The following is a 12,968-nucleotide window of genomic DNA, read 5'->3' on the forward strand; positions in this document are numbered from 1 at the left end:
TTCTCCTCCTCACAAACTATTAATTTTTCGCCAGAGGGTCGTCCTGCCGATCCCCAGAATCTTTGCCGCTTCTGTTTTATTCCCGTTTACCTGCTTCAGCACGTTCAGAATATACTCTTTCTCAAAGTTTTGAAGTTTCGTTTCTGAATCAAATTCCTCATCCTTGCTGTGTTGTTTAAGCTCACGCAGTCTAGTAAAGTCTTTCCCGCCTGCTGATAATACTGTTTCTGCATCTATCATACTTTCAGGCGAAAGAATCATCGCCCGTTCAACAATGTTCCTTAGCTGGCGTATATTCCCCGGCCAATCATAGCTTTGGAGAATTCTCATAGCGTCAGCAGTGAAACCCGTACTATTTCTCCGGATGCCCGGTTCCAATTCTTTCAAGAAGAAATCGCATAATAAAGGAATATCAGGTATCCTCTCACGCAATGAAGGAATTGGGATATCAAGGATATTAAGGCGATAATATAAATCAGCCCTAAAGCTCCCTTCTTCTACCATTCTTTCAAAGTTCCGGTTCGAAGCAGCGACCACCCGAATATTAATGGGGATGACCCTTTCATCACCCAGCCGCATCACTTCCCCTTCCTGCAGAACCCTGAGCAGCTGGGCCTGAAGGGATTCAGCCAGTTCGCCGATTTCATCGAGGAAAATGGTTCCCTGATGAGCCAATTCGAATAATCCTGTTTTTCCGCCTTTTTTCGCTCCTGTAAAGGCTCCTTCGACATAGCCGAATAACTCGCTTTCGAGGAGGTTTTCTGGAATAGCCGCACAGTTCACTGCTACAAATGGCCCTTCCGACCGCTTGCTGAAGCTATGGATCAGATGGGCGAACACTTCTTTTCCCACGCCTGTTTCACCCGTCAGGAGAATAGTAGAATCCACCTGTGAATATTTCTTCACCTTTTGAATCGCTTTTTGGTACATCTCACTTTCCCCGACTATATTATGAAGACTATATTTCGTGACATGGCCGCGGTGAAGAAGCTTCTTTCGGATTTCCTGCTCCTGCTGCTGAAGTCTGTGGACCGCCTGAAACGTACAGACCGCCCCAAAAACCTTTTGTTCGTGCTTTATGGGTATTCGATTGGCAACCACTTTCACACCATTGGCATCCTGGATGCGGTTCAGCTCTTCCTTCCCGGTCGAAAGAATCTTATTCATTTGTGAATTTACGAGAATATCATCAATCTGCTTACCGATAACCGAATCATATGGAAGGTTCAAGATGCTGTATACGGAAGGATTGCATACTGTAATAATCCCTTTTTCATCTACAGCAATTACACCATCCGCAATAAAATCAAGAATTGCCTGAAGTTCCTTGGTGCGTTTTAGTTCGGTGCGCCTCACATCTATCAGGCTTCTTGCTTCATGAATCGCCTGGATGACCGATTCCACTCCAGACGTTAATATCACCGTTTTAATCGAATCTTTTTTGACTTTGTTTGTAAAAATACTTTTGCCGATCAGTACATCTATTTCTTTTTTACTGAGAGCCTCAACCGCTGCCTCGGCTTCTTCAGGTGCAACAACGATATGCTTTTCAATCGAAATGTCCAGGACAGATTCAATCGTTTCGATTCCCTGCAGAACATCCACGGTGTCAGCAATTCCAATCTTATGTCCCAATTTTTGTCCTTCTTTAATCGTACGAAGCAGATCATATCCGGTTATAGGGATCTGGACAACAGGTATGCTAAGGTCTGACTCAATAAGCTTTAATCCCATTGTTCCTCTGCTGATAATGACTTCTGTGCCTGCTTTTTCGAATTCTTTGGCAGCTGCAATAGCATTTCGGAAGCTCACTTTTCTTACAGCGACATCTTCTCCTGTCTTTTTCGCAGCTTCCATTGAGACTTGTATCAGTGCATCAAGTGGGGTCAGAATGGCAATCTCGGACATCACTTCACCTCATTCTCCTTTTCTCTTGGACAAGTTTTATAATTATATTAAATTAATCTTACCAGATGCCAAGGAAAATTTCGGTAAATTTTCTTAATAGTCAGTCTATTATTTAGGCAAAAGTGTCTGACTTTATTTTTATCACGCTTTCAACCTGTCCAAAGGGGCCCCCTGGTGAACAAATCCCTATTGCCGTGCCGGAAAGCTGAAAAAAATAGGACAGCTCCTTAAGATCGTCTGCTTTCAGCTGTTCCAGAACCTTTCCACCCAAAATCACTGCACTTCCTATTAAACTGTCATCAAAAATATTCACCAGATATTTGCAAAGCTTTTTACCGTTTACTTTTCCGCTTAATGCTCCGCTTATCTCAATATAAACTGATTCAGGTATGAACATAGTTAATGACCCGGTTGCCAGGCAAGCCGCCATTGAATCCGGCGAGATGACGACGGGAATGGCCCCTCTTACACCCAAACATTTCATGTCCTCTTCTATCCCTGCAAAGACCATTCCATTCAGCGGCTTATTTTCTGCCCGAAAATGCTGGGGCAAATCACAATCAATTACTCTTATTCCTTTTTCTTTACAGAATTGACGGATTTCCTCATCTTCTGCCTTCCCATGAGAAAAGAGAATTCTGGCTGCATTTTTTACATTTTTGAAGCCTAGCCTGTTAAATGCTTTTATGACATTACGTGAACTTTGACCGCTGACGAATACACAATCTGGTGTCAAATGGATCTGATCCCCAGGAGTAACTGAAGGCAGGTCTGACAGGTCGGCGAGTCGTTTTTCAAGGATGTTCACCGGGATCACATCTCCTTAGGATCAGGAATTTAACAATATGGATTTTCAAGCCAATGCCGCTGAGCTGCGGAAACTCCTGCACCCAACTCCACTTCGTGTCCGCTTTTCTTTAAAGCAAGCTCCATCGCAGCAAACATTTTCAGCATATCAGCAGCATCTGTATAACCCATATGGCCCAGGCGCAGAATCTGATTCTTCACCTTACCAAGACCGCCTCCCAATGCGATATGAAATTCTTCCCTCATCATTCGTCTGAAATCATCGGCATTTTTTAATTTTACAGCTGTCAGGGTTGGGCTGGCTGCCGAATCATCCACCAGCAATTCAAGTCCTAATGCCCGTACCCCCGCTCTGGTCATATCCCGAAGAGCAGCATGCCTTTTGTATTCAGCTTCTATTCCTCCGCTTTTTTCTATCATATTGCAGGCTTCAAGAAGCCCGCATACAAGTGATATATTCGGCGTATATGGTGTGCCGGCCCCTGATTCCAATCCTTTTTTATAGAGCTTGAGGTCAAAGTAAAAGGATGGGCACTGGTGCTTATTCACAGTGTTCCAGGCTTTTTCACTCAACGTGATTAATGCAAGGCCAGGCGGCAGCATTAACGCTTTCTGTCCTCCAGTTGCTACAATATCGATCCCCCACTCGTCCATATATAGAGGTGTGCCGACAATCGAACTGACTGCATCCACGAGGAAAATGGCATCCGTTTCTTTTACAGCGGCCGCTATCTCTTTAATATTGTTTATGGCAGAAGTGGATGTTTCACAGTGTGTTGCAAAAACCGCCTTTGCTTCAGGGTTTTCCTTTAATGCTTTTCTCACATCATCCGGATCGACAATATTCCCCCATTCCGCATCAACACGGACGGTTTTGCAGCCAATATGGTCGGTAATCCCCTGAAGATATTCGCCAAAATAGCCGACTACGCAAAGGATGATCGTATCATTAGGGCCAACCGTGTTAATAATGGCTGTTTCAAGAGCGGAAGCACCGCTCGAGGTAAGCGGGATTACCAGGTTTTCAGTCTGGAATATCATTTTCGACTTTTCAGTGGTTTCCTGCAGGACATCCTGGAAGGACGGATTCCGGTAATCCATCATGGGATGATCGAAACTTCTCAGCATGGCACGCTGTATTTCTTTCGGAACCTGTACGGGCCCAGGCAATCTTAAATCCAATTTCTCTTCAAACATAGCTTCCTCCCCTTTGCGCTTCTTCTTTCATTTTTGCTTATTGAAATTTGTTGCAAGTATTGTGCCAATATGGAATTCCCTTTGTACCAGGGCTTGATGTGTTTGGGGATTGTTTCAGTGTTTCGTTTTGGAACGATGTGGAACAGTTTGGTGGAACAGGAGGGGGTGGGAACTCAGAAGGATATTATGGGCTTTAAAACAACAAAAGACAGCCCCGTTCTTTCGAACAGGCTGTCTTTTTAACATTAGTATTGTGGGATTTGCTTAAGAGATCTTCTTTAATTCATCCGTAAGGCGCATGAATTCTTTTTGATTGCGGTTAGTGAGAGCTTCATCAATTTTTTCGCGAAGCTTTTCTAGTCGGTATTCCTTAAGAGCTTGATTTAGGACTTGTTCTGCTAACAATGACACGTTTTCCTCAGACTGTTGCGGCGAGTTAAGTAGACGTTTTTCCATTTGCAATCAACCCCTTGACCTTTTTTCTATTGTAACAGAAGTTTTCAGATTATTCAAATCATTATTTGCTGGAAATTTTATTAGCAGCTGCTAAGCTTGTTAATTACAATGTACCCAGTCAAGAGATTATTTAAACAATTAATGGGAAAACATCCCCTCCACCACTCTTCCGTTCCGTCCTTGAGTGGTCTTTGCCTGTGACAGTGAATTGAGAATCGCTTCCTCCGCAGCCTCGGCCGCACCTTGAAAAAGCTGATTCATGATGGGGTGATCATCTCTGATAAAATGGGCAGTTTCAATCATATTGCTGCTTCCATGAAGAGTTTTGTTAGCAGTGGAAAAAGCGATAACGATGTCGCCGCTGCCGTTGCTGAAATGGCTTCCTGCCCGCCCGAGGCCTATGCCGCATCTCTTCGCGAGCCTTTTCAGCTGCCTGTCACTGACAGGTGCGTCTGTCGCCAGGATGATCATGATTGAGCCATCAGGCGTGTCCTTTGTTTTCGGCGGAATTTCTGACAGTCCGTATTTAATGAACGGAAATTCGTCTTTATTGCCGAAATTGGTGACCACCAGACATCCGATTTTGTATTCATTTGTGCTTAGTTCCCCAGTGATTATGCGTGAAGAAGCACCCACGCCGCCTTTGTACCCAAAACACACCATGCCTTTACCAGCTCCGACTGCACCTTCTTCCACTTTTAACGGCTTGGCATTTTCAATGGCTTCTATGGCATGTTCCGGTTTTAGAGGGAGTGTCCGAATGGAATTTAAATATCCGTCATTGCATTCCCCTGTGACGATATTTACGGTTCCGGTTGTGTCTCCAATTTCTGGTGTGGTTTTTAGCAGGTATTCCAGCGTCCCCTGTGTGACTGACGGCACCCCAAATGTGTTTGTCAGCATAATCGGAGATTCAATCACACCCAGTTCTTCCACCTGTACCAGACCCGTCGTTTTACCAAAGCCATTGATGACATAGGAGGCTGCCGGAACTTTTTCACGAAAAAGATTTCCTCCATGCGGCAAAACGGCAGTTACGCCCGTACAGACATATTGGTCATCATCCAGAGGATAGTCCAGAGTGATGTGGCCTGCCATGACTCCATCTATATCTGTAATGCAATTCTTTTTTCCAGGTCTCAGTGTTCCAATTGTTACTCCTCTTTCTCTAATCTTCATCTGGCCGCTCCTTAAAATAGAATTTCCATTTGTTTTCCTTTATAATAGAAAAATATTTAGATTACCTAATCATTTTACAGCATTGTGGGAGGAATTATATGGCTGATACTTTATCAGGAGAAGCAAAAAAACAGATTGCAGGTTCCGAAAAGATATGGTCAAGGGATTTTGTTCTGATCTTGATGTCCAACTTTTTTATTTTTCTCGGATTTCAAATGACATTGCCCACTATCCCTCTTTTTGTGGAAAAATTGGGCGGGAATGACCAGCTGATCGGGATAGTAGTCGGGATCTTTACCTTTTCGGCTCTGCTATTGCGTCCTTATGCAGGGCATACACTGGAGACGAAAGGCAGGCGCTTTGTGTATTTAACTGGCCTGGCAATTTTCGTGCTCTCAGTTGGGTCATTTGGTTTTATTAATAGTTTAATTTTCTTATTTGTTTTAAGGATTATCCAGGGATTTGGCTGGGGGTTCTCCACAACAGCCTCGGGAACCATTGCCACTGATTTAATTCCTGCTAAGCGGCGGGGTGAAGGAATGGGCTACTTCGGGCTTTCCGGGAATATTGCCCTGGCATTCGGCCCCACTCTTGGACTGGCGCTCGCTGGAGTCATCTCTTTCAAACTCTTATTCTTAATCTGTGCCCTGCTGGGTTTAGCCGCACTGGTGTTGTCATCGAGAATCAACTACAAGCAGGCTGAAAAACAAAGTGTGCCTCACAAGCGCTGGGACATCTATGAAAAGAGTGCTTTAAGGCCTTCATTTCTATTATTTTTCATCACCGTCACCTTTGGGGGAATCGCATCATTTCTTCCTATCTATTCAGCCCAAAAAGGGATAGGCGGGATCCACTGGTACTTCCTGCTGTTTGCTATAGCCTTAATGCTTTCCCGGACTTTTGCCGGCAGATTATATGATCAAAGAGGTCACCAGGCTGTATTTTTACCAGGAGCGGTGCTGATTTTGGCAGCCATGTTCCTGCTTGCATGGCTTCCGAGCAGCATGATTATGTATATAGCTGCGATTCTTTATGGTCTCGGATTTGGATCAGTCCAGCCCGCCCTTCAAGCCTGGTCTGTAAAAGAAGCGCCTGCCAATCGGCGCGGGATGGCCAATGCTACGTTCTTTTCCTTCTTCGACCTTGGAGTAGGGATTGGCGCCATCGTGTTTGGGCAGATCGCTTATTTGTTTGGATATAGCACGATTTATTTAGCAGCAGCCGGATCGGTTGTGATTTCAATTCTATTGTATATCTGGATCCTGATGACAAATAGAGGATAATGTAAAAGAAGATTTTCCCATGGTGATGGGGAAAATCGTCTTTTATTTTGGCTGTGATTTTTAGGTGGTGAGCTGGGTTCGGGCTTTGATCTTGTGATTTTCGCACTTTGTGTCAGAAGTTGGCCCGGGTTCTGACACTAACGCGCCTTTTTCTGCTTTCTGTGTCCAAAGCCGAACCGGGTTGAAGTTTCCGCCAGATCCCCCTCCTATAAAGCTTTCACCATCCCGCCATCGACTAAAATAGAGCTTCCGGTCACGTAGCTGCTGGCATCAGATGCAAGGAAGGTGACCACATTCGCAAATTCCTCCGGGGTTCCGTATCTGCCCAGAGGAATTTTGCTTTGGGCTCTTTCCGCCACTTCTTCTTTAGTAATATTCTGCCGGTCCGCGTTATGCTGATCGAGATAATCAACGCGGTCGGTCGCAATTCTTCCCGGAGCTACTGTATTAATTAAGATATTATGAGCTGCCAATTCCTCTGATAGTGTTTTGGTCAGTCCGACAATTCCAAGGCGGAATGTATTGGATAAGAGCAGGCCCGGTATCGGCTGCTTAATGCTTGATGATGCTATATTAATGATCCTGCCGCCATTTTTCTTTAATTCAGGGAGTGCCTCTCGTATCAGTCTGACATGGCTTAATAGATTAAGCTGAAACGCTTTTTCCCAGTCTTCATCTGTCAGGTTTTCGAACGTACCCCCGGGAGGCCCTCCGGCATTATTGATTAAAATATCAATTCCCCCAAGTGTTTCAGCTGTATGCTGAATCAGGTTTTTTATATCCTCAGGGTTCGTAACATCTGCACGGTAATACTCAACATCTGCATTAAATTGTTCACGGAATTCATCTTGAACGCTCTTTAGTTTTGCTTCGTCCCTGCTTGTTATAATTACCCTGGTGCCTTCTTTTGCAAGCTGTGCCGCAATGGCTTTTCCGAGGCCCTGACTTGAAGCCACGACAAGCGCTTTTTTGTTTTTCAGGTTTAAATCCATGATCGTTTCCTCCTATTTTTTTATGCAAAGTGCCATCCATTCATCCACTTTAAAGGATTGTACCTTGCCTTCTTGAAGTTCAATTTGAAAATAATCCGCAGCAGCCTGATCAGCCTGCAGAATATACTGTTCGACTGCCTTAATCTGTTCATCGCTTTCAGCAGTCCTCTTTACCCAGGACGGGAATTCAAAGGTTTTCTTCCTGCTTTTTGTCTTCGTTTCATTTAGTCCCGAAGCAGCAAACAGCTTTCTCCATTCTGCCGTTGACAAACACCGGTAATGGCTGTCATCCCGCAATTTCTCAACAGTGTTCATATAATCTGCGAGCTCTTTTTCATCGGGTGATACATTATCAACTAACAAAAAGCATCCCCCCGGCTTTAAAACCCTGCCAGCTTCGGCGATAAACTTTTCCGGATGGGGAAAATGATGGGGCGCAATCCGGCACGTGACAGCATCAAAGATCTCATCCAAAAATGGCAGAGCTTCCGCATCTGCAACGATATACCAGATATTTTCATAGCTTTCCAGATGGCGTGCCGTATTGGCAAGCATTTCTTTTGTCAAATCAGCTGCGAAGACCTGGGAAACAAATGGTGAGAGACTTTTGGCCACATGCCCGCCGCCTGTTGCGATATCGAGCACCACCCAATCCTTCTGCGGATTCAAAGTTTGAACGAGCTGAGATAATTCAGCCGCATCTCCATGTATTTTGCTTGTCACATATTTTTCAGCATTTTTTCCGAAGGTATTTTGAACCTTTTTCTTGATCTCTTCTTTTTCCATATGTAATCACCACCATCAAAAATTCACCTATATACTTATTTTCTATACAAATCCCTATAATCCTCTCAGTTTAATAGAAAAGAGCCTGCCACTTGGTGAAATGGCAGGCTTCCCTTTATCTTGCAGCGACAAGAATTAGCTTCCCTTTTGTTTGCCTGGACTGCATCCGCTCATGTACTTTGGCAGCGTCCTCAAGAGGATGAATTTCTCCAATAGTCAGCTTCAGCTTTCCTTGGGCTGTGTACGTTAATAATTCCTTCATGCTCGGCTGCAGCAGTTCCGGTTTCCTCATAATCTGCGGCAGGAAAAATCCAATGACCGATTGGTTCCGGCCCATTAAGGATGAAGGATAAAATCGGCTCTGCTCCCCGCTTGCCACGCCGTAAATAACAAGGCGGCCAAAGGTGGCAAGGCTTTTCAGGGTTTTATTAAAAATTTCCCCGCCTGCCATTTCGAGGGCCACATTCACACCTTTTCCGCCAGTTGCTTCGAGTACTTCATGTTCCCAGCCTTCATTTGTGTAGTTGACGAGGACATCGGCCCCCATTTCTTTTGCAAGCTGAAGTTTTTCATCAGTGCTGGCTGTAGCAATGACCGTCCCGGCCCCGAATAATTTTGCGAGCTGAACAGCAATTGTTCCCACCCCGCCTGCCGCTGCATGGACAAGGACGCTTTCACCCGGTTCAAGCCGGCCCATTGTTTTTAAAATATGATAGGCACTCAGTCCTTGTAGAGGCAGTGCCGCAGCAAGATTGAAATCCAGTCCCTCCGGCAGCGGAATCAGACCCCTTTCATCGGCTGTGACATACTCTGAATATCCGCCAGATTCAATTAGCGTCACCACTCTTGTGCCAACCGGAATACTTGCCTCTTCACCTGCGGCTGCGACAACACCTGCCACCTCGGCACCGGGAATGAACGGCAGAGGTGTCGGCACAACATATTGCCCTTCTCTTCTTGCGGTGTCGGCATAGTTCACTCCGATCGCATGCACTTCGATTAAAACTTCTCGTCCGGTCGGCTGCGGCCGCTCCATTTCGATAACGTTAAGGACTTCAGGTCCCCCATATTCTTTGAATTGAATGGCTTTCATTTTCAAACACTCCTTCTCTGTATTACTAGCAGCAATATTCGCCTTTTTCAAAAACAAGCTCAGCTATTCTACGGTTCCTTGCACTTTCTTTCCCAAAGGAGCTGAACCTGCTGCATTCCCGGATGACTAATCCGATCAGCACATCCTTTTTCTTATCTGAAGCCAATTCGGACACTAATTGGCGGGATAGCCTTTCAGCTTCCCATATTTCACCTTCCAGAAAAGTCCTGGTCAGCTGAATCTTCAATTCTTCTTTTTCTTCACCATTTTTCTGAATGGCTTTATATGTCCGATAAACTGCTGATTCTGCTGCATACAGGGCAATGGCGAGATCCGCAAGCTTCATTAGGGCTTCCTGTTCATGAACAAGGGTATCGCCAAATGCTTCATAAGCGAGTCCTGCATTCAGCAGGAACAGGTTTCTTATCGTATCAACCGCTGCTCTCTCTTTCTCAAAAATATTCTGGCCGATTGGATCCGGTTTGCTCAAGCGAACAATCGCCTCCTCCACTCTGGCGGCTAAATCGATTTCACCCTTAAGCGCTTTACGGAAAAGGTGTGTAGGAATCAGCAGTCTATTAATCTCATTTGTTCCCTCAAAAATCCGGTTAATGCGGGAATCCCGATACATTTGTTCCACGCCGTATTCCTTGATGAATCCAGCGCCTCCATGAAGCTGGAGTGCTTCATCTGCCGTAAAGTCCAGTGTTTCCGAGCCAAACACCTTACAGATCGCACATTCTGTGGCATATTCGCTCATTCTTTTTCCAATAAGCTTTAAATCAGATGAATCATATAAGTCTCCCAATGATTCCTCCAGCAGGCTTGCGGTGCGGTATTGAAGTGATTCAGCGGCGTAAATTCTTGCTGCCATCTTCGCCGTTTTTTCCTTGGTAGCCGGAAAATCAGCGATCGATTTCCCAAATTGCTTTCTTTCCCCTGTAAACTGGAGGGCTTTCTTCAATCCGGTTTTTGCTGCCCCCATGCAGGCTGAACCTAAGTTGAAACGGCCTAAATTTAAAACGTTCAAAGCAATGATATGCCCTTTGCCAACTTCCCCAAGCAGATTCTCTGCTGGCACAGGACAATCCTCAAAAATGACCGATCTGGTTGAAGATCCTTTGATGCCCATCTTATTTTCTTCCGGGCCAAGGGATAATCCTGGTGTGTCCCGTTCGACAATAAATGCGGTAAAATGCCGTCTGTCCACTTTGGCATATACAATGAATGTATCTGAAAATACAGCATTCGTAATATAAATTTTCGTGCCATTTAAAATGTAATGGGTCCCATCCTCATTCAAAACGGCTGTAGTCTGGGAGGATAGGGCATCAGACCCTGCGTTCGGTTCTGTCAGACAGTAAGCGCCTATGTACTCCCCTGAGGCAAGCTTCGGCAAGTACTTTTCTTTTTGCTCAGGAGTTCCGAAGTAAGTGATCGGCAGGGTTGCAATGCAGGTATGGTTTGAGTGGGCTACCCCGTAACCGCCTGATGAGGCAATGTTTTCTCCGACGATCCCCTTGCTGATTTTATCGAAGCCAAGACCGCCGTATTTTTCGGGGATGCTATGGGCAAGCAGGCCAAGTTCGCCTGCCTTCCTCAGTAAATCCGTTACCAGCTCGAATTCCTGGTTTTCGATCCGGTCCTTTTCAGGGTGAACCATTTTTTCAGTAAATTGTTTAGCTGTTCTTCCGATTAAGATATGCTCATCTGTAAATTCCTCGGGTGTGAAAAGTGATTCAGGATCAAGCTTTGTGAACAAAAAGCTTGCACCAGTATTGGCTGTATTTACTTTTTCCATTAACGGATTCACTCTCCTCATCATCTCTTCATCTTAAATTTCTTCATCTGCCGCCTGTATAGCATGTTTCAGGAGCACTTTAACGAATCTATTGAATTGTGAAAACCGCGGATCTGCTGTTTGGCCTTTCTTGTAGCGGTAATAGATTTGCTGGCAAATGACGGCCAGCTTAAAATAGGCAAATGTTAAATAAAAGTTCATGCTGCTGAGATCACGGCCTGTTTTTCCAGCATAGGCCTCCATAAATTCTCTGCGGGAGTAAAAACCGCTAAGAACGGTTACCGGGGGTTTTCCTAATCCAAACTTGAGCAGATCGGGATCGTCTCCCTGAATCCAATAGCTCATTGCGGCCCCAAGGTCTGCAAGCGGATCGCCTGCCGTGGCCATCTCCCAATCGAAAAGGCCTGTCATTTCTGATAAATCCTCATTGAACATTGCATTGTTCAGCTTGTAATCATAATGGATGATGGAAGGATCGGGACTTACCGGGATATGATGGGTCAGCCACTTTTTCAGCGTATCCGCTTCGGAAACTTCATCCGTCTTTGCCCGCTCATACCGGCCGATCCAGCCATGCACCTGCCTTTCCATGAATCCATCAGGATTGCTGATTTCCGCTAGACCTGTCCTTTTATAGTCAATGGAATGAAGTTCTGCCAGCTTATCAACCATAATTTGAGATAATCTGCTGCAAACTCCCTCGTCCGGCTCCATGCCTTCAGGGAAAGAGGTATCTAAAACAATTCCATGCCGCCGTTCCATAATGAAAAATGGTGCACCTGTAATTTCACTATTATTCGTAAACAGGAGCGGCTTCGGTGCTTCTTTGAAAAAGGGATGTATCTCAGAAATCACCCTGAATTCCCTCTCCATGTCATGAGCTTTCGGTGCGACAGGTCCAAGCGGAGGCCGGCGCAGCACGGCTTCCCACTCTCCCATTTTCAGCTGATAGGTAAGATTTGAGTGCCCAGCATGGAATTGCATAATCTCAAGCGGCTGATTTGGAAGATTAGCAATCTCGCTCCGCAGGAATTTTTCCAATGGAGCGGTGTTCAATTGCTCTCCTTTTCTAACGGGAATGGTATCCAGGTACATTTGCTTCGGCATGTGATCCTCCTTTTTATAGGAAAATTAATTTATGCTTCTCTTACATTTTGATTTAGACCTTCCCGAAGAGGATCAGGTATAACAGCACTTTCCTGTTTGGCGAAATCAAAATAGACGATTAAGGCGTTCCCTCTGGCAATATGAGTGCCTGTCTGGCTGCAGACAATTTCATGATCGAGCTGAAAGCTTTTGCTGCCAATCCTTGATACCCAGGTCTTGACCGTAAGGATTTGGTTAAAATATCCCTGGCTTAGAAAATCGCACTTAGTGGAGGCCAGAATAAAACTCCATTTTTTCACATCCATGCTGTAGCCAAGTGTCTCGAAATATTTCACACGTGCTTCTTCAAGGTAAATAAA

The 12,968-nt window shown here is 45.1% G+C and carries 12 protein-coding genes; 1 reads left to right on the forward strand and 11 read right to left on the reverse strand.

Annotated features, from left to right (window positions below):
- Positions 1-9: 9 nt before the first annotated feature.
- From CHI10_RS03740 to CHI10_RS03760, 5 genes are all read right to left on the reverse strand, one after another.
- Positions 10-1,908 (reverse strand): sigma 54-interacting transcriptional regulator, encoded by a 1,899-nt coding sequence (locus CHI10_RS03740; RefSeq protein ID WP_095242992.1) that lies wholly within the window; start codon positions 1,906-1,908, stop codon positions 10-12.
- A 112-nt stretch (positions 1,909-2,020) separates the two neighbouring features.
- Positions 2,021-2,716: a hypothetical protein gene (locus tag CHI10_RS03745; RefSeq protein WP_095242993.1), complete on the reverse strand. Its 696-nt coding sequence runs from the start codon at positions 2,714-2,716 to the stop codon at positions 2,021-2,023.
- A 29-nt stretch (positions 2,717-2,745) separates the two neighbouring features.
- Positions 2,746-3,912, reverse strand: coding sequence for a pyridoxal-phosphate-dependent aminotransferase family protein (locus CHI10_RS03750; protein WP_095242994.1), 1,167 nt, complete (start codon positions 3,910-3,912; stop codon positions 2,746-2,748).
- Between the two features lie 264 nt (positions 3,913-4,176).
- Positions 4,177-4,368, reverse strand: coding sequence for an IDEAL domain-containing protein (locus CHI10_RS03755; protein WP_095242995.1), 192 nt, complete (start codon positions 4,366-4,368; stop codon positions 4,177-4,179).
- A gap of 138 nt (positions 4,369-4,506) precedes the next feature.
- The gene (locus CHI10_RS03760; RefSeq protein ID WP_095242996.1) at positions 4,507-5,547 is read right to left on the reverse strand and encodes a DmpA family aminopeptidase; all 1,041 of its coding nucleotides are present in this window, start codon (positions 5,545-5,547) and stop codon (positions 4,507-4,509) included.
- Positions 5,548-5,645: 98 nt separating this feature from the next.
- Here CHI10_RS03760 and CHI10_RS03765 point away from each other — a divergent pair, with 98 nt between their 5' ends.
- Positions 5,646-6,830, forward strand: coding sequence for an MFS transporter (locus tag CHI10_RS03765; RefSeq protein WP_095242997.1), 1,185 nt, complete (start codon positions 5,646-5,648; stop codon positions 6,828-6,830).
- Positions 6,831-7,036: 206 nt separating this feature from the next.
- Here the strand turns inward: CHI10_RS03765 and CHI10_RS03770 are convergent, their stop codons facing one another.
- The 6 genes from CHI10_RS03770 to CHI10_RS03795 form a co-directional block, all read right to left on the reverse strand.
- Complete coding sequence (locus tag CHI10_RS03770) at positions 7,037-7,822, reverse strand: SDR family oxidoreductase (RefSeq protein ID WP_095242998.1); 786 nt, start codon at positions 7,820-7,822, stop codon at positions 7,037-7,039.
- Between the two features lie 12 nt (positions 7,823-7,834).
- Positions 7,835-8,608: a class I SAM-dependent methyltransferase gene (locus tag CHI10_RS03775; RefSeq protein WP_095242999.1), complete on the reverse strand. Its 774-nt coding sequence runs from the start codon at positions 8,606-8,608 to the stop codon at positions 7,835-7,837.
- A gap of 115 nt (positions 8,609-8,723) precedes the next feature.
- On the reverse strand, positions 8,724-9,701 hold the full coding sequence (locus CHI10_RS03780; protein WP_095243000.1) for a quinone oxidoreductase family protein: 978 nt from the start codon (positions 9,699-9,701) through the stop codon (positions 8,724-8,726).
- 25 nt (positions 9,702-9,726) lie between these two features.
- A complete protein-coding gene (locus tag CHI10_RS03785; protein WP_095243001.1) occupies positions 9,727-11,502 on the reverse strand; it encodes an acyl-CoA dehydrogenase family protein in 1,776 nt (591 codons plus the stop codon).
- Between the two features lie 33 nt (positions 11,503-11,535).
- Positions 11,536-12,609 (reverse strand): phosphotransferase family protein, encoded by a 1,074-nt coding sequence (locus CHI10_RS03790; RefSeq protein ID WP_179288946.1) that lies wholly within the window; start codon positions 12,607-12,609, stop codon positions 11,536-11,538.
- A 29-nt stretch (positions 12,610-12,638) separates the two neighbouring features.
- Positions 12,639-12,968 (reverse strand): acyl-CoA thioesterase (locus tag CHI10_RS03795; protein ID WP_095243002.1); only part of this gene is annotated, 330 nt, incomplete at its 5' end.

The sequence above is a fragment of the Bacillus sp. 7894-2 genome, assembly GCF_002272225.1.
Lineage (GTDB): Bacteria > Bacillota > Bacilli > Bacillales > Cytobacillaceae > Cytobacillus.

What these genes read in the sequence shown, in the direction of transcription:
- CHI10_RS03740 (WP_095242992.1), bottom strand. Translation starts at nt 1,908, where the DNA reads ATGTCCGAGATTGCCATTCTGACCCCACTTGATGCACTGATACAAGTC.
- CHI10_RS03750 (WP_095242994.1), bottom strand. Translation starts at nt 3,912, where the DNA reads ATGTTTGAAGAGAAATTGGATTTAAGATTGCCTGGGCCCGTACAGGTT.
- CHI10_RS03755 (WP_095242995.1), bottom strand. Translation starts at nt 4,368, where the DNA reads ATGGAAAAACGTCTACTTAACTCGCCGCAACAGTCTGAGGAAAACGTG.
- CHI10_RS03760 (WP_095242996.1), bottom strand. Translation starts at nt 5,547, where the DNA reads ATGAAGATTAGAGAAAGAGGAGTAACAATTGGAACACTGAGACCTGGA.
- CHI10_RS03765 (WP_095242997.1), top strand. Translation starts at nt 5,646, where the DNA reads ATGGCTGATACTTTATCAGGAGAAGCAAAAAAACAGATTGCAGGTTCC.
- CHI10_RS03770 (WP_095242998.1), bottom strand. Translation starts at nt 7,822, where the DNA reads ATGGATTTAAACCTGAAAAACAAAAAAGCGCTTGTCGTGGCTTCAAGT.
- CHI10_RS03775 (WP_095242999.1), bottom strand. Translation starts at nt 8,608, where the DNA reads ATGGAAAAAGAAGAGATCAAGAAAAAGGTTCAAAATACCTTCGGAAAA.
- CHI10_RS03780 (WP_095243000.1), bottom strand. Translation starts at nt 9,701, where the DNA reads ATGAAAGCCATTCAATTCAAAGAATATGGGGGACCTGAAGTCCTTAAC.
- CHI10_RS03785 (WP_095243001.1), bottom strand. Translation starts at nt 11,502, where the DNA reads ATGGAAAAAGTAAATACAGCCAATACTGGTGCAAGCTTTTTGTTCACA.
- CHI10_RS03790 (WP_179288946.1), bottom strand. Translation starts at nt 12,609, where the DNA reads ATGCCGAAGCAAATGTACCTGGATACCATTCCCGTTAGAAAAGGAGAG.